General features: G+C 63.5%; 21 protein-coding genes and 2 pseudogenes. 21 read left to right on the forward strand and 2 right to left on the reverse strand.

Annotated features, from left to right (window positions below; all coding sequences use genetic code 11):
• The first annotated feature begins 230 nt into the window (after nucleotides 1-230).
• The 6 genes from pip (at nucleotide 231) to BMY52_RS06200 (ending at nucleotide 9,774) form a co-directional block, all read left to right on the forward strand.
• On the forward strand, nucleotides 231-1,187 hold the full coding sequence (pip, locus tag BMY52_RS06175; protein ID WP_090252249.1) for a prolyl aminopeptidase: 957 nt from the start codon (nucleotides 231-233) through the stop codon (nucleotides 1,185-1,187).
• Complete coding sequence (dtd, locus tag BMY52_RS06180) at nucleotides 1,184-1,630, forward strand: D-aminoacyl-tRNA deacylase (protein WP_090252253.1); 447 nt, start codon at nucleotides 1,184-1,186, stop codon at nucleotides 1,628-1,630. The genes pip and dtd overlap by 4 nt, the downstream gene beginning before the upstream one ends.
• A gap of 382 nt (nucleotides 1,631-2,012) precedes the next feature.
• Nucleotides 2,013-2,891: a DmsE family decaheme c-type cytochrome gene (locus BMY52_RS06185; RefSeq protein ID WP_090252256.1), complete on the forward strand. Its 879-nt coding sequence runs from the start codon at nucleotides 2,013-2,015 to the stop codon at nucleotides 2,889-2,891.
• A gap of 58 nt (nucleotides 2,892-2,949) precedes the next feature.
• Nucleotides 2,950-5,034, forward strand: coding sequence for an MtrB/PioB family decaheme-associated outer membrane protein (locus tag BMY52_RS06190; protein WP_177169867.1), 2,085 nt, complete (start codon nucleotides 2,950-2,952; stop codon nucleotides 5,032-5,034).
• Between the two features lie 98 nt (nucleotides 5,035-5,132).
• Complete coding sequence (locus BMY52_RS06195) at nucleotides 5,133-8,171, forward strand: OmcA/MtrC family decaheme c-type cytochrome (RefSeq protein WP_177169868.1); 3,039 nt, start codon at nucleotides 5,133-5,135, stop codon at nucleotides 8,169-8,171.
• Between the two features lie 235 nt (nucleotides 8,172-8,406).
• A complete protein-coding gene (locus BMY52_RS06200; protein WP_177169869.1) occupies nucleotides 8,407-9,774 on the forward strand; it encodes a sigma-54 interaction domain-containing protein in 1,368 nt (455 codons plus the stop codon).
• Nucleotides 9,775-9,848: 74 nt separating this feature from the next.
• Here BMY52_RS06200 and fnr read toward each other — a convergent pair whose 3' ends face one another.
• Nucleotides 9,849-10,637 (reverse strand): fumarate/nitrate reduction transcriptional regulator Fnr, encoded by a 789-nt coding sequence (gene fnr / locus BMY52_RS06205; protein WP_090252265.1) that lies wholly within the window; start codon nucleotides 10,635-10,637, stop codon nucleotides 9,849-9,851.
• Between the two features lie 180 nt (nucleotides 10,638-10,817).
• Here fnr and hisB point away from each other — a divergent pair, with 180 nt between their 5' ends.
• From hisB to gpmI, 10 genes and pseudogenes are all read left to right on the forward strand, one after another.
• Entirely contained in the window at nucleotides 10,818-11,411 is a 594-nt protein-coding gene (hisB, locus tag BMY52_RS06210; RefSeq protein WP_090252542.1) for an imidazoleglycerol-phosphate dehydratase HisB, read from the forward strand.
• A gap of 34 nt (nucleotides 11,412-11,445) precedes the next feature.
• Nucleotides 11,446-12,093, forward strand: a complete 648-nt coding sequence (gene hisH / locus BMY52_RS06215) for an imidazole glycerol phosphate synthase subunit HisH (protein ID WP_090252268.1) — start codon at nucleotides 11,446-11,448, stop codon at nucleotides 12,091-12,093.
• A 24-nt stretch (nucleotides 12,094-12,117) separates the two neighbouring features.
• A complete protein-coding gene (hisA, locus tag BMY52_RS06220; protein ID WP_090252271.1) occupies nucleotides 12,118-12,858 on the forward strand; it encodes a 1-(5-phosphoribosyl)-5-[(5-phosphoribosylamino)methylideneamino]imidazole-4-carboxamide isomerase in 741 nt (246 codons plus the stop codon).
• A 15-nt stretch (nucleotides 12,859-12,873) separates the two neighbouring features.
• Nucleotides 12,874-13,644, forward strand: coding sequence for an imidazole glycerol phosphate synthase subunit HisF (gene hisF, locus BMY52_RS06225; protein ID WP_090252274.1), 771 nt, complete (start codon nucleotides 12,874-12,876; stop codon nucleotides 13,642-13,644).
• A gap of 44 nt (nucleotides 13,645-13,688) precedes the next feature.
• The gene (hisI, locus tag BMY52_RS06230; RefSeq protein WP_090252276.1) at nucleotides 13,689-14,093 is read left to right on the forward strand and encodes a phosphoribosyl-AMP cyclohydrolase; all 405 of its coding nucleotides are present in this window, start codon (nucleotides 13,689-13,691) and stop codon (nucleotides 14,091-14,093) included.
• Nucleotides 14,086-14,439, forward strand: coding sequence for a phosphoribosyl-ATP diphosphatase (locus tag BMY52_RS06235; protein WP_090252279.1), 354 nt, complete (start codon nucleotides 14,086-14,088; stop codon nucleotides 14,437-14,439). The genes hisI and BMY52_RS06235 overlap by 8 nt, the downstream gene beginning before the upstream one ends.
• Before the next feature lie 66 nt (nucleotides 14,440-14,505).
• On the forward strand, nucleotides 14,506-14,784 hold the full coding sequence (gene tatA, locus BMY52_RS06240) for a Sec-independent protein translocase subunit TatA (protein WP_090252282.1): 279 nt from the start codon (nucleotides 14,506-14,508) through the stop codon (nucleotides 14,782-14,784).
• Nucleotides 14,785-14,847: 63 nt separating this feature from the next.
• A pseudogene (tatB, locus tag BMY52_RS06245) lies at nucleotides 14,848-15,106 on the forward strand (Sec-independent protein translocase protein TatB); the annotation flags it as partial.
• A gap of 165 nt (nucleotides 15,107-15,271) precedes the next feature.
• A pseudogene (gene tatC / locus BMY52_RS06250) lies at nucleotides 15,272-16,078 on the forward strand (twin-arginine translocase subunit TatC); the annotation flags it as partial.
• Nucleotides 16,079-16,144: 66 nt separating this feature from the next.
• The gene (gpmI, locus tag BMY52_RS06255) at nucleotides 16,145-17,692 is read left to right on the forward strand and encodes a 2,3-bisphosphoglycerate-independent phosphoglycerate mutase (RefSeq protein WP_090252289.1); all 1,548 of its coding nucleotides are present in this window, start codon (nucleotides 16,145-16,147) and stop codon (nucleotides 17,690-17,692) included.
• Nucleotides 17,693-17,695: 3 nt separating this feature from the next.
• Here the strand turns inward: gpmI and BMY52_RS06260 are convergent, their stop codons facing one another.
• A complete protein-coding gene (locus BMY52_RS06260) occupies nucleotides 17,696-18,286 on the reverse strand; it encodes an FHA domain-containing protein (protein ID WP_090252292.1) in 591 nt (196 codons plus the stop codon).
• A gap of 155 nt (nucleotides 18,287-18,441) precedes the next feature.
• Between BMY52_RS06260 and gspC the strand changes: the two genes are divergently transcribed.
• From gspC to gspG, 5 genes are all read left to right on the forward strand, one after another.
• Nucleotides 18,442-19,362, forward strand: a complete 921-nt coding sequence (gene gspC / locus BMY52_RS06265; protein ID WP_177169870.1) for a type II secretion system protein GspC — start codon at nucleotides 18,442-18,444, stop codon at nucleotides 19,360-19,362.
• Nucleotides 19,363-19,489: 127 nt separating this feature from the next.
• Nucleotides 19,490-21,433: a type II secretion system secretin GspD gene (gene gspD / locus BMY52_RS06270; RefSeq protein WP_090252544.1), complete on the forward strand. Its 1,944-nt coding sequence runs from the start codon at nucleotides 19,490-19,492 to the stop codon at nucleotides 21,431-21,433.
• Complete coding sequence (gene gspE / locus BMY52_RS06275; protein ID WP_090252297.1) at nucleotides 21,430-22,974, forward strand: type II secretion system ATPase GspE; 1,545 nt, start codon at nucleotides 21,430-21,432, stop codon at nucleotides 22,972-22,974. Before gspD ends, gspE begins: the two co-directional genes overlap by 4 nt.
• Nucleotides 22,975-22,979: 5 nt before the next feature.
• Nucleotides 22,980-24,194 carry a type II secretion system inner membrane protein GspF gene (gspF, locus tag BMY52_RS06280; protein ID WP_090252300.1) on the forward strand — a complete coding sequence of 405 codons (1,215 nt, stop codon included), beginning with the start codon at nucleotides 22,980-22,982 and terminating at the stop codon, nucleotides 24,192-24,194.
• 43 nt (nucleotides 24,195-24,237) lie between these two features.
• Nucleotides 24,238-24,672 (forward strand): type II secretion system major pseudopilin GspG, encoded by a 435-nt coding sequence (gene gspG / locus BMY52_RS06285; RefSeq protein WP_090252303.1) that lies wholly within the window; start codon nucleotides 24,238-24,240, stop codon nucleotides 24,670-24,672.
• Nucleotides 24,673-24,684 lie beyond the last annotated feature (12 nt).

The following is a 24,684-nucleotide window of genomic DNA, read 5'->3' on the forward strand; positions in this document are numbered from 1 at the left end:
TTCGTGGTTTTGCAGGTTTTTTCTGTAGGGATTTTCCTACACGGCAGCGTCGGCCCGAAAAGCCCCCCGTTTTGCCTCCCTCATCCAACCCGATGCCTGCTCTCCGGGCGCGGCCCGAGCGCCGCCTGGCCTGGGCATGATCGTCTCCATTCCTTGAACTCTCCGACACATGCGTCGCGTTGTTATTCTTAAAATACGGATCGAGATTCCCACCCTACCGGTGAGTACCCATGCCCAGTGATCTTCTTTACCCCAGCATCCACCCCCATGGCTCCCAGCACCTGAGCGTGGATAACACGCATCGCCTGTATCTGGAGGAGTGTGGCAACCCTTCCGGGCTACCGGTGATCTTCCTCCATGGCGGACCGGGGGCCGGCTGTGATGTGTGGCACCGACGGTTCTTCGATCCCGCGCGGTATCGGATCGTGCTGTTCGACCAGCGGGGTTGCGGCCGCTCCACCCCTCACGCAAGCCTGGACAGCAACACCACCCGGGATCTGGTCGATGACATGGAGCGCATCCGTGAACACCTGAGGATCGATCGCTGGGTACTCTTCGGTGGCTCCTGGGGCTCCACCCTCGCCCTGGCCTATGCCCAGCAGCATCCGCATCGGGTGCTGGGCATGATCCTCAGGGGGATCTTTCTGTGCCGGCCCCGGGATATTCAATGGTTTTACCAGGACGGAGCCGGACGCCTGTTCCCGGACTACTGGGAAGATTATGTAGCCCCCATCCCCGAGGCGGAGCGCGATGATATGGTGGCGGCCTATTACCGTCGGCTGACCAGTGATGATGAGGTGACGCGCATGGCGGTTGCCAAGACCTGGTCTCAGTGGGAAGGGCGTGCCGCCACCTTGACCACCAATCCGGGGGTGGTGGCGCATTTTCAGGACCCATACGTGGCCCTGAGTCTGGCCCGGGTGGAATGCCATTATTTCAAGCACCGGTGCTTTCTGGAGCCGGAGCAGTTGCTCCGTGATGCCGATCGCCTTGGCGACATCCCGGGCTCCATCGTGCATGGCCGTTACGATGTGGTCTGTCCCGTGGATCAAGCCTGGGCCCTGCACAAGGCCTGGCCCGTGGCGGATCTGCACATTATCCCCGATGCCGGTCACTCTGCCAGCGAACCGGGCATTGTCCGTGAACTGATGGCTGCCACCGATGCCCTGGCGGAGCGCCTGGCATGATCGGCCTGCTGCAACGGGTCACGCGTGCCAGCGTGGCGGTGGAGGGATACACGGTGGGAGCCATCGACGCCGGCCTGCTGGTGCTGGTGGGTGTGGAGCGGGGCGACGGCACCACCCAGGCCCAACGCCTGCTGGAGCGTCTGCTGGGCTACCGGGTATTCGAGGACGCCGAGGGGCGTATGAATCGCTCGCTGCGGGACATCCAGGGCGGCCTGCTGCTTGTACCGCAATTCACCCTGGCCGCCGACACCCGCAAGGGCATGCGGCCCAGCTTCACACCCGCTGCCCCACCCGAGGAAGGCGAGCGGTTATTCAACGAGCTGGTCAGCCAGGCCCGCAGCGCCTGGCCTCACGTCGCCACAGGCCAATTCGGCGCCCACATGGCCGTCTCGCTCACCAATGATGGACCCGTCACCTTCCAGTTGCACGTTCCACCCGCCTGACCCGGAAAAGGACCGGAAAAGGGGACAGACCCCTTTTCCCTTTTAACGACCCCTACGCGATTGGATTTACTCCCCCTGTATCCAATACCCCGACATCCCCGTACGGGTCGTTCGTGAACGACCCTTGCGCTCCCCCATGACCCTACTTTCCTTGGTGGAATTTTGACCGCCTTCATTTGCGCCTGATCAATTTGTGCTCGCGCCCCACCTCAAAGGCCATACAAAAACCATCGCTTAATCAATCCATTATCTTTTTCATGGTTTTGGCATAAGTCCTGCAAATACCTCTGTGAAGACGGGTCCGTCCGCTGATCCGCCCCCGAGCACAACACCACGGTCGGGGGCACCTACAACAAAGGACCCGTCAGCACAGGGGGACGTAATGAGGCACTGGCTGATTCTGATGGTTGCCGCTATCGGGTTGGTGACCGCGAACGCGACCATCGCCTGGGAGATGGACGCTGATCCCGAGCGTCCCATTCGCGGGGTGGACAAGATCCCCGAAGTGGTGGTGGACCGCACGGCGCAGATCGAGGAACACGTGCAGCGGATCTTCAATTCGCCGCATGCCTTTACCGCGGATGAACGCACGCCTTTCTCCGATGAGGTGTGCATCACCTGCCATGGCCGGGGCATGGAAACCCTGTTCAACATCGAGAAGGAAACCCCCGAGCGCCTCAACGAGCCCTGCCTCAGCTGCCACGAGGAGGGTGCCCGTAGCCACTGGAAGGGCAGCACACATGAGTTCGCCGGGCTGGCCTGCGTCAACTGCCATGCCATGCACAACGAACGACCGGAACTGCTCAAGGCCGATACCCAGATGGAGGTCTGCGGGAGTTGTCATCTGGATCGCCGCTCGGATTTCGGTAAGCCCTCCCACCATCCGGTGCCCGAAGGGATCATGCAGTGCACCGATTGCCATAATCCACATGGCACCCCCGGTCTCAGGAAATTGGTCGGGCATACGATCAACGAGACCTGCTTCAACTGCCACGCCGAGAAACGTGGGCCCTTCCTCTGGGAGCACAATCCGGCCCGTGAGTCCTGCGTGACCTGCCATAACCCTCACGGCTCCATCCATCGCCCCCTGCTCAACGCCCGGGCCCCCACCCTGTGCCAGCAGTGCCATTTGGGCACCCACTCGGACGTCGGTCTCAGTGGCGCCGGCATGGACTTCCGGGTGCAGGGGCGTAGTTGCCTCAATTGCCACAGCCAGATCCACGGCACCAACCATCCCCGCGGTCGTGTGTTCAGGGAGTGATCACCCGAGGGCCAGGGCAAGTGCGAGCGCAAAAGAGGCTATGAGAGGAGAACACGCCATGAATACACCAAGAAAGACCGTGCTGATCACCGCCCTGTGTGCCCTCGGTCTGGCCCATCTCCCGGCCTGGGCCGATGAGGATGACGAGGTGCGTGAAGCCGCCCAGGAGGCCGCGACCGTCATCGCCAATCGGCCCGGCATGGAGCATAAGGTGAAGCGGGAGGTGCGCGTCGGCCTGGGCTACCTGGACGATGACTCCTTCCGTCTGGGGCGTTTTACCGGCGTGAACGAGGAAGGATGGTTCCTGGATCTGGGGTTCCGATTTGAGGGGCAGGACGCGCACAACAGTGAAAGCGCTCGCTACTGGGAGCTGGAGGGGCGCAATCTGGGCCTGGACTCACGCCGACTGAGTCTGGAGGCCGGTGATCAAGGTCGCTACAGCAGCTTCTTCTACTACCGGGAGATCCCCAACACCCTCTACCGGGATGTGGGCACCCCCTACCGCGGGAGCGGTTCCGGGCGTTTGCGTCTGCCCGCCGAAGGGGGGCGCGCCACCGCCGAGGGCTTCCTGCAAGGGCGTGACCTGAGCACCTCCCGACAGGGCGTCGGCGTGGGCGGGCGGGTCAACCTGGATTCGCGCTGGCGGGCCAGCACCGCCGTGCATTACGAGCGGAAGGAAGGCACGATCATTCGCGGGGTGAATAACAACCACCTCTGGACCCAGGAGCGTTCTGCCCTGGTGCCGGTACCGGTGGACTATGAGACCACCCGCTTCGAGGCAGACGTCACCTACGATGCCGACGAACTGCAGGGGCGCCTCGGTTATCAGCTGTCGGTATTCTCGCAGCGTGATGGCCGCAGTCTGGAGGTGCCCGATGCCACCCGCCTGGACTGGTCCGACGCCGGCGACAACGCGGGCACCGTGAGCCTGGAGCCGGACAATCAGTTCCACCAGGTGACCGGCTCGCTGGGTTACAGCTTCGCCGACACCGGTCGCGTTGGGGCCGACCTGGCCCTGGGGCACATGACCCAGGATGAGCGGTTCGTGGAAGACGTGGCCGGTTTGCCCGCCTCGCTTGATGGTCGCATCAACACCACCCTGGTCAACCTGCGCGCCAGCGGCCGGCCCCATCCCCGGCTCAATCTGCGGGCCGGCTATCGCTATGACGACCGGGACAATCGCACCGACGTCTACGAATACGAGATCGACAACCTGATTCGGTCCACCCGCCCGGTCAGCTACACCCAGGATCGCTACCATCTGGATGCCAGCTATCGGGTGCACGACCGCACCCATCTGAGCCTGGGGGTGGTCCGGGACGAGAATGAACGAACCTTTTCCGATCGCAAGCGGACCGACGAGACCGCCTACCGGATCGGCATTCGCAGCCGGGCCCTGCCCCGTACCAGCCTCAACATGGAACTGGGCCATGCCGAACAGCGCGGCTCCCAGTACGAGCGGCAAACGGCCCCCGAGGAACTGCGCCAGTATTACCTGGCCGATCGGGACCGACGTAGCGCCAATCTCTATGCCAGCTTCCACATCACCGACCGTATTCAGGTCACGCCCCGGGTGCAGTGGATCGATGACGACTACACCCGCTCGGAACTGGGCCTGCAACAGGCCGAACGTCAGGTCTGGGCCGTGGACCTGTCCTGGGTGCCCACCGATCGGATCACGGCTTATGGCTTTTATGCCTACGAGAACACCGAGGCCCGCCAGGCGGGTCGAGAGGCCCTGGCGTTTGCCGCTCCGCGGAACTGGCGCTCGGACCGTGACGATGAGTCCGTCACCCTGGGCGTGGGGGGTGAGTACGACCTCAGGCCCGACCGGTTCACCTTGGGCGCCGAGGTGCTGCATATCGAAACCTCTGGCCGGATGCGCACCCTGGTGGAGGGCGGCGGGGGCGGTGTCTATCCCAGCCTGGAGTCCCGGCTGACCCAGGTCAGCCTCTACGGGGATTACAAGGTGAGCGAAAACCTGGACTTCCGCCTCCGCTACATGGTGGAGCGCTACCAGGAGAAGGACTGGGGCATCGACGGCGTGGGGGTCACCGGCGTCGGCAACCTGGTCCTCCTGGACCAGGACAGCCCCGATTACACCACACACCTGATTGCCGGCGCCCTGCGCTACCGGTTCTGACAATCACAGGGCCAGACATCATGCCAAACCAACAACAACACCCAGGGAATGGACCGCAACCCAGGCTGCAAGACCATCACGACCCGGAGGGGGAGAGCATGTCATCCATGACCGATGATGTCATCCGATCACGACCGGTGACCTGGCGTGTGCCGCGCGCCCTCGTCACCCTGCTATGCGCAACCTTGGCCGTGGGCCTGGCGGGCTGTCTGCCGAGCGACAGCGGCTTCGACGATTCGGTGGATGCAACCACCACCACACCCGTGGCCACCGCGCCGGCGGCGGGCCCTGGACTGAGCATCACCAGTGCCCAGGTACCCTCGAATGGCCACCCCGTGGTGGAGTTCACCCTCCTGGATGAAACCGGCGCCCCCATCACCGACCTCTCTAGTGCCAGTTTCACCTTCGCCAAGCTGGCCCCGCGCAGCCGATACGGGGTGGGTTATGACTGGGTGAATTACATCACCCGGGAAAGGCAGGTGAATCCCACGGGTTGGACCCATGCCGTGTCCGAGGATAACCCCGATGGGGCGCCCATGTTCGGCAATGCCATCCAGGGGGCCGTGGAGAACAGCGGTGAACTGGAGAACCTGGGCAACGGCGAGTATCGCTATACCTACAGCCTCAACGTGAATGAGGCGTCACGCACCATCAGTGGTGACAATTTGCAAGACCTGTGGCGATGCGTTGAAGAGGGCTCACACGATGAGCATGTATTCTCCGCGGACCTGGGGCGGGATGTACGTTGCACCTGGGCCGACGGCACCACCCTCCCGAGGGGGGTGCGTATTGAAGGCTCTGGCAAAACGCTGACTTATACGGTGGATTACAATCCCGACTGGACCCACCGTGTCGGCATGCAGCTGGGCGGCGGCCTGCCTGCCACCAATGCCTGGTTCGATTTCATCCCGGAGACCGGTGACCCCCCCACGCACGGGGTGGACGCCACCCGCGACATCATCTCCCTGGAGAGTTGCAATAGCTGCCACGACAGCACCCTGGCCAAGCACGGTGGCAACCGGGTGGAGCCCAACTACTGTGTCACCTGCCACAATCCCGGCAGCGTGGACCCGGTCAGTGGTCGCAGCATCGACTTCAAGCAGATGATTCACAAGCTCCACCGCGGCCAGACCCTGCCCAGTGTGCGTGCCGGTGTCCCTTATTTCATTCGCAACAACAATTTCAGCAACCTGCGGTTCCCTCAGGCAGTGCATGAGGATGGCGGGGTAGATCCCGTGGGCAACTACAGCAATCAGGGGCTCGACCCGGACGGTAACCCGCTGCCCCGCACGGCCTCTTATGGGATCGACAACTGCGTGAAATGCCACATGGGGCAGGATACCCGTGATGAGTTGATCCTGTTGGCCGGTGGCGAGGATCGCCTCGCCCGTCAGCAACTGGCCGTGGTGACCCCGGATGGGGACAATTGGCACGAGGGCGGTGCCCGCACCGTGGAGGTGTGTGCCTCCTGCCATGACAACGTGTTCTGGTATGAGGACAGCGCAGGTGGTTTTGGCTTTACCGGTACCCCAGAGTCTGGCTGGAACCGTAGCCAGGACGACGAGACCCTTCCGGCCATGCTGGCGGCCCGCTTTGGCGCCAGTGACGCGGGCCCCAGAGGCGATTGGCGCACGGGCCATCGCACCGGGTTCGACGACGACACGGACCTGTGGGGCCGCTCGGATGGGGATGGCACTGTCGCCAGCGCCACCGGCGCGAGCCTCTTTAGCACCGGCAACGAATGCGGCGGCTGCCATAACCAGGACATTGTTGGCGATGTCGACAATATCGGGCTGCGAGGCATTGGACAGGGCGGTATGAACCGCGTCCGCATGAACCGTGCCCACCTCAGCTTCACCCGCGCCGCCATCCGTCAGGATCAACTCGCTATTCAGTTCGGCTCCGAAGGGGCCACCCTGGATCATGAGGCGGGCACCCTCAGCTTCCGCCTGCGGGTGCGCGATGATGGCCGGAACACGACCCTGCGTCATGATGACAACGCCCGTTTCCAACTGGGTTTCGTCATCGGCTGGAGGGAACAGAATGCTTCCGGGCTCATTTCTGCGGATTACACTCATTCCACCAACCCCAGCTGGCCTGGTCGGACCACAGATGTCAGTTGCTCCGCAACTTGCTGGACCAATGGTGGCAATGGCTCGGGATTGACGATTCTGGAGGCGGGCAATGGGTACTACGAGTTGACCTATGAACTGCCGGACGAGGCCCTGGACAACCTGCCCGAGCATGGTGTGGGCACCGTCGCGGCCCAGCAACAGGTGGTGCCCCTGGAGGCCCGGGGGGATGTGGACAGCATCTGGGATGACGGTCGCACCCCGCTGGTCAATGCCCTGCATCGCACCACCGAATTCGCCATCGGCAACGCCGTGGCCGAGCCGCGGCGCCAGGTGGTGGACGTGGAGCAGACCTGCCGGTCCTGCCACCTCCGTTTTGCCAAGCATGGTCCCAACCGGCGCAACAATCCTGAACTCTGCGTGCTCTGCCACAACCCCAACAATACGGATATCTCGGCGGGTACCCAGCCATTCGTCGCCTTCGGCCGCCTGGGCAATCTCGGGATCTACGACCGTAAGTTCGAGGAGTCCAAGGACTTCAAGCGCATGATCCATCATGTTCACCGTGCCCAGATGGGCGGTGACGGGATTCAGCTCCGGGATGTCGTGTTCGGTGGTCCCCTGGACCGTGATACCCCGGCGGGGCCCTGGGATCCTCAGGGTCCGTGGGAAGGCGAGGCCCACTTCCCGGGCAGTGTGGGCAACTGCAGCACCTGCCATGTGGACGACAGCTATCAGTTGCCCCTGCAGGCCGGCGTGATCGGCTCCAGCATCCGCACCTTCGACTGGGATAATGCGAATTTCACCAACGCCGGGACCGGTCAGTTCGGTGCCGATAACACCCTGACCAACATCCACCAGCATGAGAGGTTCAGCCCCATCGCCTCGGTGTGCACCTCCTGCCACACCGACGAGGCCTGGCTGGAATCCCACATCCTGGCCCGCGGCGGCTCGGTGACGGCCACCCTGGATAACCCCGACCCGATGCAGGAAGGCTGCGTCAGCTGCCATGGCCCGGGTGGTGAGGCCGACATCAGCCAAGTGCACGACGTGCGCCCCCGATAACACGGACTGAGCGATCCTCCAGGCCCTTTGCGGGGTCTCTTAAGCCCCCTCTCCCGACCGGGAAAGGGGGCTTCTTTTCATCCCGGGCTTGCCCCCAAGGCCTCGCTGGTTATACGAGTATTATCTTTGATAATAATCAATATGACTTATCGCCGCGCTCGATATGCTTATGCGGCAAAGGCACACCAAGAGCCATGCGACATTCAATAGACATGGCAGGGCCAGGAGGAGAGCGATGGATACCATGACCGGCAACGTCATGCTGATCGGTTGGCATGGCTATGAGTGCAAGAAGCTGGAGCAGCGTTTGCGTGACCAGGGCCTCGCGTTTGAGTATGTCTCACTGGAAAATATGGCCGGCATGGAAAAGGCTGCCGTGGCCCTGGTCCGCGAGAGCGGGGTCGACGCCCCCAGGCTGCCCCGGCTTGAAGCTTTCCTGGAATCCAGCGGCCACCTGCCCACCCTCCTGGTGGGGGAGGGCCTGATGCCCGAACAGGTGATCCTTGCCACCCGCCTGGGTGCGCTGGATGTGCTGACCGATCCCCTGTGTCCCGAGCAACTCATGAAGGCCATTGATGAGGCCCGTGCAGGCTGCATTGATGGGGACGAGACCGACGTATTACGCGAGGACTGCCCGGCGATCCTGGGTACTTCCGCTCAGATCCTCAGTGTCTACAAGCAACTGGGCGTGGCCGCCTCCAACGACCTCAACGTGCTGCTTACCGGCGAGACCGGGGTGGGCAAGGAGGTCTCGGCCTATTGCATCCATCGTCACTCATCCAGGGCCAGGCAGCCCTATGTGGCCATCAATTGCACGGCCATCCCCGAGGGATTGCTGGAGGCGGAACTGTTCGGGTACACCCGAGGCGCCTATACCAACGCGGTCACTGATAGTGTGGGCAGGATCGAGTCGGCTCATGGGGGCACGCTGCTCCTGGACGAAATCGGGGATATGTCCCTGGCCTTTCAAGCCAAGCTGTTGCGTTTTCTGGAGGACCGGCAGTTCCATCGTCTGGGCGACTCCGAACCCCGTGCTGCTGATGTGCGCGTTATTGCTGCCACCAATCGGAACCTGGAGCAGGATGTGGAGGCGGGTCGGTTCCGACAGGATCTTTATTATCGACTGTCGCAACTACCCATTCACATTCCGCCCTTGCGTGAGCGGCCTGCTGATGTGCGCCCCCTGCTGCGAGCCTTTGTCTCGGATGTCAATCTGAACCTGGGGCTGCGCATTACCGATATCTCCGAGCCGGCCCAGGCGGCGGCGGTAGCCTATCACTGGCCTGGGAATGTAAGGGAACTGAAGAATGCGGTCTATCAGGCTGCGGTGCGCACTCGGGTGGGCAGCATCAACGGTTTTTCCTTTCCCGATGGCGCGAACAGGGGTGACACTCACGCTGAAACGGCGCTGACGGCCCTGATCCAGCGTGCCATCGCAGGTGGCCGGGTGAAAGAACTGCTGGATGAGGTTGAGGGGCTCACGTTGCAATCCCTGCTGGAGGCATTCGCCGGTAATCGCAGTCGCGTGGCCGAGGAACTGGGCATGTCACGCAACACCCTGCGCGCCCGCCTGCGTCTGCACGGGCTCCAGATGGAACAGTAGTCACCCTCGAAGAAAAGGGAAGAAAAGGGGTCTGTCCCCTTTTCTGTGGCTCTTTTCTGGCTCAGGAGAAACCCTCAATTCCCCTCGGGCTGATCTCCTTCGCACTGACCCTTGCAGCACCGGGGTTCCTCCACCGGCTGGGCGCCGGCCACCACCTGCAGGCCATCCAGGTTGTAAATCGTGATCAGCTTGCGGTGCACCTCGATCAGTCCGGCATTCTGGAACCGGGTGAACAGCCGGCTGACGGTCTCCACCGCCAGGCCCAGATAGTTGGCGATGTCGTTGCGGGACATGGTGAGGTTGAATTCGGTACGAGAGAAGCCACGCATGCCCAGACGGGTGGACAGGCTCAGCAGGAACGCCGCCAGGCGGGCGTCGGAGGCCTTCTTGCCCAGCAGCATCATGAATTGCTCGTCCGTCTGGATCTCGCGGCTCATGATGCGGAACAACTGGTGCTGCAACCCCGGGATGCGCACGGAGAGTTCCTCCAGGCGATCGAAGGGGATCTCGCAGATGCTGGTGGTTTCCAGGGCGCGGGCGGCGCAGGGATGCACGCCGTCACTGATGGCATCCAGCCCCAGCAACTCGCCGGGCAGATGAAAGCCGGTGATCTGCTCTTGACCGTCGTCGGTGAGGGTGTAGGTCTTCACCGTGCCGGAGCGCACCGCATAGATGGAGTGCAGTCGGTCACCCGGTCGGTAGAGGTGGTCCTTGCGTTGCAGGGGACGGCGGCGGTTGATGATTCGCTCCAGCATCTGGAGTTCTTCATCTCCCACCCCAAGCGGCAGGCACAGGTCGTGCAGACTGCAACTCTTGCAGGCCTGCTTGAGACTGCCAAGGTCTAGAATCTTCGGGGCCGACATGTCGGTTCAACCACTCCCGCGGTGCAATGACCGCCTGAACACAGCCGAAGTCAATGTTGCACTTTTTTGGCACCTTACCGAAGGCGGGGGGCCATGACAAGCAAGATGCGAATTTGTTCCCCACTGTGTTGCCACTGGCTGTGTTAGGATGCCGATTTGCCATTCGGTCTGTTCAAAGCCATGAACCCCCGCACAGCTCAGATCAAGCGAGATACCCTGGAAACCCGCATCGATGTGCGCCTGAACCTGGACGGTCAGGGCCGTGGCGAGTTCGCCACCGGCGTGCCTTTCCTGGATCATATGCTGGACCAGGTGGCTCGCCACGGTTGCCTGGATCTGAGCATCCAGGCGGAAGGGGATCTGCACATCGACGCCCACCATACGGTGGAGGATGTGGGCATCACCCTGGGCCAGGCCTTCGCCGAGGCGTTGGGGGACAAGCAGGGCATCCGCCGCTATGGTCATGCCTATGTGCCGCTGGACGAGGCCCTGTCGCGGGTGGTGGTGGATTTTTCCGGCCGCCCGGGTCTGGCGTACCATGTAGAGTATCCGCGGGCCCGTATCGGAGATTTCGACGTGGATCTGTTCGAGGAGTTTTTCCATGGTTTTGTGAACCACGCCCGTGTCACCCTGCATCTGGACAGCCTGCGGGGGCATAATGCCCACCATGTGGCCGAGACCCTGTTCAAGGCCTTTGGCCGGGCCATCCGCATGGCCGCCGAGCCGGATCCCCGCATGCAGGGCGTGACGCCTTCCACCAAGGGCAGCCTGTAACCCTTCCCAAGAGCTTGCTGAAGATCCTGATCTCATGAAATTCGTCGCGGTGGTCGATTACGGCATGGGCAATCTGCGTTCCGTGGTCAAGGCCCTGGAACACGTGGCGCCGGCCGATACACGGGTCCGCCTGATGGAAGGCGCCGAGGACATCCTCGAGGCGGATCGAGTGGTCTTTCCCGGCCAGGGGGCGGCGCGGGACTGCATGGCCGCCCTGCGGGATCGGGCCCTTATCCCGGTGCTTACCGAGGTTGCCACCACGCGCCCCTTTCTCGGCATCTGCATGGGCTTGCAGGTGCTCATGGATCGCAGCGATGAGAACGGGGGAACCGATTGCCTGGGGCTGATCGCCGGTGGCGTGCGCCGTTTCGAGGATCATCAAATCGACGAGCGGGGCCAGCGGCTCAAGATCCCGCACATGGGCTGGAATCAGGTCCAACAGACCCGGGCCCACCCCCTATGGGACGGCATCGAACAGGACAGCCGCTTCTATTTCGTGCACAGCTATCATGTGGTGCCCTCCAGTCTTCAGGTGGTGGCGGGCACCACGCAGTACGGCCTACCGTTCGCATCGGCGGTGGCCCAGGACCACATCTTTGCCATCCAGTGTCACCCGGAAAAGAGCGCCGCCCCGGGGCTGACCCTGCTGAAGAACTTCATGCACTGGACCGGCGGCGTTTAAAGACCAACCCAGGGGATTTTGATCATGCTGGTGATTCCGGCCATCGACCTGAAAGAAGGCAAGTGCGTGCGCCTGCGCCAGGGGCGCATGGATGATTCCACGGTATTCTCGGAAAACCCGGTGGAAATGGCTGCCCGATGGGTGGACGAGGGCGCCCGGCGCCTGCACCTGGTGGACCTGGACGGGGCCATCTCGGGCAAGCCCCGTAATGCCGAGATCATCAGTGAGATCGTCAGCCGCTTTCCGGATCTTCCGGTGCAGGTGGGTGGCGGCATCCGCGATGACGACACCGTGCAGGTCTACCTGGATGCCGGTGTGCAGTGGGTGATCATCGGCACCAAGGCGGTCAGTGCACCCCACTTCGTGAATGATCTCTGCCTGGAATTCCCCGGCCGCATCATCGTGGGTCTGGATGCCCGCAATGGCAAGGTGGCCATCGACGGCTGGTCCAAGCTCTCCCACCACGATGTGGAGGATATGGCTCAGCACTTCGAGCAGGACGGCGTGGCGGGCATCATCTTCACCGACATCTCCCGTGACGGCATGATGCAGGGTGTGAACATCGATTCCACCGTCAGCCTCGCCCGCTCCGTGCATGTGCCCGTCTTCGCCTCCGGCGGGGTGACTTCCATTGAGGACATCCGACGCCTGTGTGAAGTGGCCGACGAGGGCATTGACGGCGTCATTGTCGGGCGCGCCCTGTACGAAGGCGGCGTCAAGCTCTCCGAAGCCCAGGCCCTGGTGGACCAGTATGCCGCTGGCTGAGGAGGGCACGAGCCGATGCTAGCCAAGCGCATCATCCCCTGCCTGGACGTGGACAGCGGCCGGGTGGTCAAGGGCGTGAACTTCGTGGACATCCGCGATGCCGGCGACCCGGTGGAGGTGGCCCGCCGCTACGACGCCGAGGGCGCTGACGAGATCACCTTTCTGGACATCACCGCCAGTTCCGACGAGCGCGAGACCATTGTCCACGTGGTGGAGCAGGTGGCCGAAGAGGTCTTCATTCCCCTCACCGTGGGTGGCGGCATCCGCCGGGTGGACGACATCCGCCGGCTGCTCAACGCCGGTGCCGACAAGGTCTCCATCAACACGGCGGCCGTGTTCAACCCGGATTTCGTGCGTGAGGCCGCTGACAAGGTGGGTTCCCAATGCATCGTGGTGGCCATCGATGCCAAACAGGTCTCCGCGCCGGGCGAGCCCCTGCGCTGGGAGATCTTCACCCATGGCGGCCGCAAGCCCACGGGCCTGGATGCCATCGAGTGGGCCCAGCGCATGGTGGCCAACGGTGCCGGTGAGATCCTGCTGACCAGCATGGACCGCGACGGCACCCGCCAGGGCTTCGACCTGCCTCTGACGCGAGCCATCTCGGACGCGGTCAGTGTTCCAGTGATCGCCTCCGGCGGCGTGGGTGAGCTGCAGCACCTGGTGGATGGCGTCACTGAAGGCCACGCCGACGCCGTGCTGGCGGCCAGCATCTTCCATTTTGCCGAGCACACGGTGGAGGAGGCCAAGCAGTTCATGCGGGCGCAGGGCGTGGAAGTCCGGCTTTGAACATTCAGTAACCCGGGGCCTTCAGCCCCCATGGCTCACGACTCATGACACAAAACCCCCTAGACATCATCCGCTGGAACGACCAGGGCCTGATTCCGGTCATCGCCCAGGAAAAAGGCACCGGCCAGATCCTCATGATGGCCTGGATGAACCGCGAGGCCCTGGCGCAAACCCTGGAAAAGGGTGAGGCCGTTTACTGGTCCCGCTCCCGGGGCCGGCTGTGGCACAAGGGCGAGAGTTCCGGTCATGTTCAGGTGGTGCATGACCTCCGCCTGGACTGCGACTACGACGCCCTGCTACTGACGGTGGAACAGAAGGGCGGCATCGCCTGCCACACCGGCCGGCATCACTGCTTCTTCAACCAGTACCGGGACGGCCAATGGGTGGACGTGGACCCGGTGCTCAAGGATCCCGACGCCATCTACGGGGGAGGCAAGTCCCATGAGTGATGATCGTGTGCTGGAGCAACTGGCCCAGGTGCTGGAGTCGCGCAAAGGCGCAGACGCCTCCAGTTCCTACGTGGCCAGCCTGTATGCCAAGGGCCTGGACAGCATCCTCAAAAAGGTGGGTGAGGAGGCCACGGAAACCGTGGTGGCCGCCAAGAACGGCGAGCCGGATCAACTGGTCCATGAAATGGCCGACCTGTGGTTCCACAGCCTGGTCCTGCTGGCCCATCAGGGGCTCGGACCGCAGCAGGTGCTGGCCGAACTGGAACGCCGCTTCGGTCTCTCGGGCCTTGAGGAAAAGGCCAGCCGCCAGGGCCGCTCCCCCGGGGTGGGCGACCTGAAGGGGTGATTTCTGGTATAACCGACACATAGGCACCTGGATTCAGGCATCCTCAAAGACATCAGGAGGCAACACATGGGTTTCGGCGGCATCAGCATCTGGCAATTGCTCATCATTCTGGTCATCGTGGTGTTGCTGTTCGGCACCAAGAAGCTGCGCAACATGGGTGGCGATCTGGGGAGTGCCATCAAAAACTTCCGGCAGTCGGTGAAGGACGGCGAGACCGAGGGCGACACCACCGCCAGCCAGTCCACCGAGTCCGAGGAAGGCAAACCCCTGGAAGACAAGGGCGGGCGCGTGTTCGATTCCAAGGCCACCGAGGAAAAGCCCAAGGAAGGCGAGCGCCAGGCCTGACCCCCCCTGGCGGCCCCTCGGGGCAACCCCTGGCCACCCTCAAATGTCGGTTGACGAGCGCGCATGTTCGATTTCGGATTCTGGGAACTGATCATCATCACCCTGGTGGCGCTTCTGGTCGTGGGGCCGGAGCGCCTGCCCAAGCTGGCCCGCGAGATCGGTCGCTGGGTGGGCAAGATCAAACGCTTCGTCAGCAGCGTGCGCTCCGATATCGAACAGGAGCTGCGCACCGACGAACTCAAGGCGATGCTTCAGGATCAGGAAAAGGAAATCAATCGCCTCAAGACCATGATGGAAGACACCGAGCAGGACCTGCGCCGCGAAGTGGACAAGACCCAGAACAAGGTCAAATCCATGGAAGAAGAGATCAAGGAAGACGGCGACGGGGACTTCCCCAAGCCTGCCGATCAGATCAAGGCTCAGGCGAAGGCCGAGGGCAAGACATCCCGCGGTGGCAACGATCCCGACAAGCCGGCGAAGTCCCAAGATGAATCACAAGCCTGAATCCACCCAACCCGGCGATGAGGGTGAGGGCACCCTCCTGTCCCACCTGTTTGAACTGCGCACGCGCCTGCTGCACAGCATCCTGGCCATCCTGGTGGTGTTCCTGGCCCTGTTCCCGTTCGCCAACACCATCTATACCTACCTGGCCGGGCCGCTGATGGCCCACCTGCCGGAAGGGGCCAGCATGATCGCCATCGAGGTGGCTGCGCCCTTCCTGATCCCCTTCAAGCTGGTGTTGATGCTGGCCATCGTCATCTCGGTGCCCTTCCTGCTTTATCAGGCCTGGGCCTTTATTGCCCCCGGGCTCTATAAACATGAAAAACGCCTGGCGGTGCCCCTGCTGGTCTCCAGTACCCTGCTGTTCTACCTGGGCATGGCCTTCGCCTATTTCGTGGTCTTCCCGCTGATCTTTGCCTTCTTCACTGCCTCGGCCCCGGAAGGGGTCTCGGTGATGACGGATATCTCCCGTTACCTGGATTTCGTCATCCTGCTGTTCCTGGCGTTCGGCATCGCCTTCGAGGTGCCCATCGCCACCATTCTGCTGGTGGCCACCGGACTGACCACGCCCAGCCAACTGGCGGCCAAGCGTCCCTACGTGATCGTGGGTGTGTTCATCGTCGGCATGGTGCTCACGCCACCGGACATCATTTCCCAGACCCTGCTGGCTCTGCCCATGTGGCTGCTTTTCGAGATTGGCATCATCCTCTCCCGGATCATGATCAAGAAGAAGGCCGAGGCCGATGGCACGGATCCCGACGATGAAACCGATGGCCCCCTCTCTGGGTCCGACATGGATGAGGAACTCGACCGTGCCGAGGCCGAGGAACGTCGCAATCGTCAACGACAGGACACCTGAATGTCGCAGTCATCCCCGAACACCCCCCGCCGTCCCACCCTGCTGATCATCATGGATGGCGTCGGGGTGAACCCCGGCAAACTCAACAATGCCTTCCATGACGCCAATACCCCGCGCCTGGACAACTTTCTGGCCCACCATGCCCATACGGTCATCGAAACCGCCGGTCGGGCCGTGGGCCTGCCGGATGGGCAAATGGGCAACTCCGAGGTGGGGCATCTGACCCTGGGCTGTGGCAGCATCATCCGACAGGATCTGGTGCGTATTGACGACGCCATCGAAGATGGCAGTTTTGCGGAAAACGAGGCCCTGGTCGCAGCCGCCAGGGCCGCCAAATCCGCTGGGCGACCGCTCCATCTGGTGGGACTGGTCTCTGACGGGGGCGTGCACAGCCATACCCGACATCTGCATGCCCTGATTCGCCTGTGTGCCCAGCATGGCGCCAAGCCCATGGTGCACATGATCACCGATGGACGTGATACGGCCCCCAAGGCCTCCCCTAACTACCTGCCGGAACTCGAGGCCCTGCTCAAGGAGGTGGGCGGGAGCATTGCCACCGTGAGCGGTCGCTATTACGCCATGGATCGCGACAAGCGCTGGGATCGCATTCAACTGGCCTTCGATGCCATGGTGCATGGCAAGGGCTTGAAGGCCTCCAGCGCCCGCGCTGCCCTGAGCAGCGCCCACGAGGCTGGCGAGACGGATGAGTTCATCAAGCCCCGGGTGATCCAGAAGCAGGGCCTCATCAAGGGCAGCGACCCGGTGGTGTTCTTCAACTTCCGCAATGACCGGCCGCGCCAACTGACCGCAGCCCTCAGTCAGGGCGTGTTCGAGCACTTCGAGCGTGGGGACTTCGAGCCGGTCAAGGTAACCTGTCTCACCCTGTACGACGCCCACTTCGATCTGCCCGTGGCCTTCCCGCCCGAGCGCCCGGAACTCACCCTGGCCCAGATCATCAGCCGCCAGGGGCTCAAGCAGTTCCATTGCGCCGAGACGGAGAAATACGCCCACGTCACCTTCTTCTTCAACGGCGGCGTGGAAGAGCCCGCCGAGGGCGAAGACCATGTGATGATCCCCTCGCCGCAGGTGGCCACCTACGATCTCAAGCCGGAGATGAGCGCGCCGGAAGTGGCCGATGCCACCATCAAGGCCCTGGAAAGCGGCCAATATGATTTCGTGCTGGTGAACTTCGCCAATGGCGACATGGTGGGCCACACAGCGGTGTATGAGGCCGTGGTGGCAGCTGTGGAAGCCGTGGATACCCAGGTCGGCCGGGTACTGGACGCGGCCATTGAACAGGGTTACTCGGCCATCGTGACTGCCGACCATGGCAACTGTGAGGAACTCGTCGATCCGGTGACTGGCGAGCCGCACACGCAGCACAGCATGTACCCGGTGCCCTGCATGATCATCGATCAGGAAAACTGGCGCCTGATCACCGGCGCCGGACTGAGCGCCATTGCCCCCACAGTGCTGCAACTGATGGGGCTGGAACAGCCGGAGGCAATGACCGGACGCTCTCTGCTGCTGGAGTCGGTGCCCGGCTAAGGCTCAGGTCTTGGGCGAGTCGCTCGCCTCACGGCAGTAGAAATACACCAGGTGATCGGCATTGTCCGTGAGTGGGCGGCCCAGGCTCAGGTAGCCTGAGCCCTGGAGCGGCACGGTCTCCTGGTGAATCATCCGCTCCTCCCCGGAGGGCACCTTCAGGTAGGTGCCGTTGAGGCTTTGCTCAACGAGCACAAAGCCCCCGTCTCGATGGACGATGCGGGCATGTTCGCGGGAGACATGATCCTGAGGGATGACCAGGTCACAGCGGCTGCGTCGACCCAGCAGGAAGTCGTCCTTGCCTTCGTAAAGATTGACCACCACGTCCCGGTAGTGCAGCAGCAGGCTGCGCCCTTTGAGGTTGCGCAGCGCCGGGGATGAATGCCGGGCCGTGTCCAGCATCGCCACCGTTGCCTTCGGGCGCGTCGTGGGTGCAATAGACGGTTTGGAACCCTCCAGGGGGCTGTCTCCATTGCTGGAGCGCCGATCCAGCTGGCGCCGCCGGTTGCGGGTGACCCACACCCCCTGGCTGTCCCTGAACGGATAGGAGGGGCGTGAGTCATAACGCCGCCGTTCTCCTTGCCTCCTGATGTCCATGTGCCTGCCTTCTGATGTCATCAGACGTTGACCATGGGCAGAGTATAACCAAAGCCGAAGTTCAACGCTGTGATGGTCCTCGAGGCATGTTGCCAAAGTGCAAGTGCGTGATAGCATCGCAGTCCAAGACCCTTTCTACCACGCGGTCACTCTTCATGTTCAGTGTGTCCAGCCTTGCCGGCGCGGGGCGTTTCAGGCCCAAGCCGGATCACCTAGCCCGTCTTGCCCCCTGGGTGACGCTGGGACTGGTGATCCTGTTGGCCGGGTCCCTGGCTCGGTTGACCTGGAATATGGTGGTCCCCCCTTCGGCCCCCGTGGCGGCTGCAGTCTCCGCCAGTCCGGCGCCCCCCCCGGTGATCACCGGGGGGCCTCAGGGCCATGGCCTGGAGGGCGTTGCCCGGCTGCATCTGTTTGGCCAGGCGCAGCGCACGGTGGAGTCGCCTCCTGTTCCCACTGAAGCTCCCGAGACCCGCTTGCGCCTGAGCCTTAAGGGCGTGATTGCCTTCGGCGATCCCCGTCTGGGTACGGCCCTGATCTCCGGAGAAGGTGAGGATGAAAAGCACTACCGGGTTGGCGCCTCCTTGCCTGGCAATGCCACCCTGGAGCAGGTCTTCGGCGACCGCGTGATCCTCTCCCGGCAGGGACGCTTCGAGATGCTGCGGTTGCCTCGGGAACAGGTCGGGGAGGAGGCCGTGCAACGCACTATCGAGCATTCCTCGGGCCGTGATTCCCGCTCGACGGCTGCGGTGGACGCAGGCCTGGCGGCGGACCTGGCCGTCCGGCGTGACAACTGGCTGGAGAATCCGAACCGCTTCATGGAGGCGATGCGCATTCGCCCGGTGATGGATCAGGGGCGTATCAAGGGGTTTTCCATTGCCCCCCGGCGTGATGCAGCCCTGTTCCGCCAGGCCGGACTGAGGCCCGGGGACGTGGTCACCGCCATCAATGGGGTGGCCGTGAGCAACATCGACGATCCACAGGCCCTGGCCGGGCAATTGTCCCAGGCCAGGGAGGTGACGCTGGAACTGGAGCGGCAGGGTCGGGTCATGACGGTCACGCTACCCCTGGGTTCCTGATCGACCTCACCCCGCAACCGACTCGCATCAGGTGACCCACCTTGCCCGACATCAGACAAGAGGACGCAACGTGTTGATTGATCCACGGCCCTGGCCAGCGGCGATACGCCGTGCCCGCCTGTCCCTGATGGGCTTGCTCATGCTCTTTCTGGGCGGTGCGCCGCTGTTGGCACTGGCCAATAATGGCGCGGAAGCGACCCTCAATTTCCGCGACGTGGATATCAACGCCGTGATCGACTACGTGTCCGAGGAGACCGGCACCAACTTCATCGTCGACCCCCGGGTGCGTGGGCGTGTCACCCTGGTATCGGGTCGCCCGGTGGACCGCTCGGAGTTGTACGACGTCTTTCTTTCGGTCTTGCGGGTGCATGGCTTTGCCGCCATCGAGTCGGATGGGGTGGTTCGCCTCGTGCCCGACGCCATTGCCAAGCAGGGGGAGGTGCCTACCATCTCTGACCGTGTGGAGGCACGCGGGGGGGATTACGTGACCCGCGTGATCACGGTCCACCATGTGGATGCCGCACAACTGGTGCCGATCCTGCGGCCGCTGGTGCCGCAAAGTGGCCATCTGGCGGCGTCGCCGGAATCCAATACGTTGGTGGTGTCCGATACCGCCAGCAACGTCAGCCGCCTGGTGGAGATCATCGGTCGCATCGACCAGGAAACCCGCGACTCCATGGAGGTGATTCCCCTGGAGCACGCCTCCGCCACCGAGGTGGCACGCATCATCACCACCATGGAGTCGGCCGAAGGCCGTCAACGCCCCTCGGCTCAATTGCAGGTGATCGCCGATGAGCGCACCAACAGCATCCTGCTGGGCGGCGAGCCCGCACGCCGGGTGGCTATCCGTGCGGTGATCTCTCATCTGGATATTCCGGTGGAAGGGGGCAACACCCAGGTGGTGTACCTGCGCTATGCCAATGCGGCGGACGTGGCGGATGTGCTCTCCGGCCTGGCTGAGTCCTTCCATACGGAAAGGGGCACAGAGCAGGCGCCGAGTATTCATGTACATTCCCATGAGAGCACCAATGCCGTGGTGCTTAATGCCCCTCCGGATGTGATCCGGGACATGCGGGCCGTGATCCGGCAACTGGACGTACGGCGCGCCCAGGTGCTGGTGGAGGCGGTGATTGCCGAAGTCTCCAGCGAGCGGGCCCGGCAACTGGGCGTTCAATGGGCCGTGGGCTCGGAGCGCGATGGTATCGGCATTTTGAACTTTCAGGGTGCCAGCCCCAGCCTGGTGGGGGTGGCCAGCGGACTGCAGTCGGGTGATCTTTCCAATGTGGAGTTTGGCAGTGGGCTCGCCCTTGGGGGGATTGGCTATTCCGGGCGCACCACCATTGCGGCCCTGGTGAGCGCCCTGGCCAGCGATTCGGCCAGCAACATCCTCTCCACCCCCAGCCTGCTGACCATGGATAACGAGGAGGCGGAGATCATCGTGGGTCAGAACGTGCCCTTCCGCTCCGGCCGTGCCATCGAGCAGTCCGGGCAGGCCTTCGACACCATTCAGCGCCAGGATGTGGGTGTGAAACTCATGGTCAAACCACAAATCAATGAAGGCAATGCGGTCAAACTGGAGATCGAGCAGGAGGTCTCCCAGGTGGCCCCCAGTGTCTCCGGCCTGGATGCCGCTGATCTGATCACCAACATGCGCAGCCTGCGCACCAGTGTCATGGTGGACGATGGCGACATGGTGGTGCTCGGCGGGCTTATCGACGATGTGCTGGTGCAGACCGAGAGCAAGGTGCCGGGTCTGGGCAGTATCCCGGGCCTGGGTCGCCTGTTCCGTTACGACTCCTCCCGTAAGGAAAAGCGCAACCTCATGGTGTTCCTGCGTCCGGTGATCGTCCGCGACCGCAGCACTCAGGCGGGCCTCACCGCCAGCAAGTACAATCACATGCGCGCCGAGCAAGTCTATTCCCGGGAACTGGGGGTGCTGATGATGGATGATGAGACGGTGCCACTCCTGCCCGAATGGGATGAACTCCTGCACCTGCCGCCGCCCTTCGAGGCCAGCAACCAGGCCCGGGCCGCCGGCCTGTCAATCCAGCCACCGCCGTCACGCCGATGAACGCCCGACAGGATCTGGAGATCCCCGGCGAACTCCTGCCGGACGTCCCACCGGAGACAGAATCGACGCCGGAGGTGCGAGGTGTCAGCTTCGGTTTTGCCCGTCGCCATGGCGTGGTGGTCATGGAGGAGGAGGGCACGGCGGTGCACGTGGTCTGTCGGGAGGATGTGAGCAGCCAGAGCCTGGCGGAACTGCGCCGGCATCTGGGGCGCCCCCTGAAGCTGGAGCCGGCCCCTGAGGCCCGATTTGATGCCATCCTGAGGGCACGCTACGAGAGCAGTGCCAATGATGCCATGCAACTCATGGAGGGCATGGGTGAAGAGGATGACCTGGACAGCGTGGCCCAGAGTCTGGCCGAGCCGGAAGACCTGCTGGAGACCGAGGACGACGCCCCCATCATCCGTCTCATCAATGCCCTGCTCACCGAGGCCATCAAGGAGAACGCCTCGGATATCCATATCGAACCCTTTGAGTCCCGGTTGACGGTGCGTTTTCGGGTGGACGGCGTGCTGCGCCAGGTGCTGGAACCGCCCCGCGTGCTGGCGCCCCTGATCATCTCCCGTATCAAGGTGATGGCGCGCCTGGACATCGCCGAAAAGCGCCTGCCCCAGGATGGCCGCATCTCACTGAGGGTGGCGGGCCGTGCAGTGGATGTGCGGGTTTCCACGCTCCCCTGTGGTCATGGCGAACGGGTGGTATTGCGCCTGCTGGACAAGCAGGCCGGGCGTTTGAACCTCACCCATCTGGGCATGGACCCCGACAGTCTGGTGTCCATGCAGCGGGTGATTGCCCGCCCTCACGGGATTGTGCTGGTCACCGGTCCCACCGGTTCGGGCAAGACCACCACCCTGTATGCGGCGCTGACCCAGCTCAACGACCGCAAGCGCAACATCCTCACGGTGGAGGATCCCATCGAGTATTACCTGGATGGGGTGGGTCAGACCCAGATCAACAGCAAGGTGGACATGACCTTCGCCCGCGGCCTGCGGGCCATCCTGCGTCAGGACCCGGACGTGGTCATGGTGGGGGAGATCCGCGACGTGGACACGGTGCACATCGCCGTGCAGGCCAGTTTGACCGGTCACCTGGTGTTCTCCACCCTGCACACCAACACCGCCGTGGGCGCCATCACCCGCCTGCGGGACATGGGGGTGGAACCCTTCCTGCTGTCCTCCACCCTGGTGGGCCTGCTGGCCCAGCGCTTGGTGCGCCTGCTCTGCACCCATTGCCGGCAACCGTATCAGGCCAGCGAGACCGACGCCCGCCTGCTGGGGCTGACGGCCGGGGAGCGACCCACGCTGTACCGTGCCACAGGCTGCCCGGAGTGCAATCAGCTGGGTTATCGCGGACGCACCGGCATCTATGAACTGGTGGAGGTGGACGACGCCCTGCGTACCCTGATCCATGATGGTGCCGGCGAACAGGCCCTGGAACGTCATGCCCGTCAGCATGGCCCCAGCATCCGCCAGGATGGGGTGCGACGTATCCTGGCCGGTGACACCACCGTGGAGGAAGTACTGCGTGTCACCAAGGAAGACTGAGCGCCATGCCCGCCTTTGAATACACCGCCCTCAAACCCACAGGCCGGGAGGCCCGGGGTGTGCTGGAGGGGGATAACCCCCGCCAGGTGCGGCAACAACTGCGCGAGCGGGGGTTCACCCCCTTGTCGGTGGAGGCGGTGCAGCAGCGTGAGAAACGACGCCTCAAGCTGCCGGGGATCGCGCGTGGTCTCAGTGCCATGGATCTGTCCCTGATCACCCGGCAACTGGCGACCCTGGTGCGTTCCGGACTGCCCCTGGAGGAGGCCCTGGGCACCGTGGCTCGCCAGAGCGAGAAGGCCCGCATCCGCAGCATGCTCATGGCAGTGCGTACCCGGGTGATGGAGGGGCACACCCTGGCCCGTGGGCTGGGGGATTTCCCCCATGTGTTCCCGGATATCTACCGCACCACGGTCTCCGCCGGCGAGCAGTCCGGCCACCTGGACGTGGTGCTGGACCGCCTGGCCGATTACACGGAAAACCGCCAGCAGATGCGCCAGAAGATCCAGTTGGCCCTGTTTTATCCGGCCATCCTCACCACCATGGCCCTGCTGGTGACCGTGGCCCTGCTCACCTACGTGGTGCCCGAGGTGGTGCAGGTATTCGTGGGTATCGGTCAGGAACTGCCCTGGCTGACCCGCACGCTCATTGCCGTCAGCGATGGGCTGCGGGAGTATGGACTGTACCTGCTGGTTGCGTTGGTGCTCGGGGCCCTGGTGATCGAGCGCCTGCTGCGTCGCCCCCGGCCCCTGTATGCCTGGCACCGATTCCTGCTGCGTCTGCCCCTGATCGGTCGGCTTACCCGGGGCATCAATACCGCACGGTTTGCCCGTACCCTGTCCATCCTCTCTGCCAGCGGCGTGACCGTGCTGGAGGCGCTGCGCATTGCCGCCCAGGTGATGGCCAACCGCCCCATGCGCGCGGCGGTGGAAACCGTGGCCCAGCGGGTGCGCGAGGGCTCGGGCATCGGCGTGGCCCTGGAGCGCACGGGCTACTTCCCGCCCATGACCGTGCATCTCATCCGCAGCGGCGAGGCCAGCGGTGCCCTGGACGACATGCTGGATAGGGCGGCAGCCAATCAGGAGCGGGAGCTGGAGACCCGCATCGCCATGCTCATGGGCGTGCTCGAACCCCTGCTGATCCTGGTGATGGCCGTGGTGGTGCTCATCATCGTCCTGGCCATTCTGCTGCCCATCTTCGAACTCAACCAGCTGGTGACCTGAGGGCTGGTTCAACCCTTCATCATCCACAAGGAGATTTGCACCCATGACATCCCGCAGACACCCCCAACAGGGCTTCACCCTCATCGAGGTCATGGTGGTGGTGGTCATCCTCGGCATCCTGGCCGCCATCGTCGTCCCCCGCGTCATGGATCGCCCGGATGACGCCCGCATCACCAAGGCCCAGAACGACATCCGGGCGCTGGAGAGTGCGCTGAACCTCTACCGACTGGACAACTTCACCTATCCCAGCACCGATCAGGGGCTGGAAGCACTGGTTGAGCGCCCCTCCGGGCAGCCCGAGCCCCGCAACTGGCGCCAGGGCGGCTATATCGATCGTCTGCCCGCGGACCCCTGGGGCAATGAATACCAGTATCTGCATCCCGGCTCCCGGGGGGACTTCGATCTCTACAGCTTCGGCGCCGACGGGCGCCCGGGGGGCGAGGGCATGAACGCCGAGATCGGCAACTGGGGTGACTGACCCTGCGTGATC

This window comes from Ectothiorhodospira marina (assembly GCF_900109495.1).
GTDB lineage: Bacteria > Pseudomonadota > Gammaproteobacteria > Ectothiorhodospirales > Ectothiorhodospiraceae > Ectothiorhodospira > Ectothiorhodospira marina.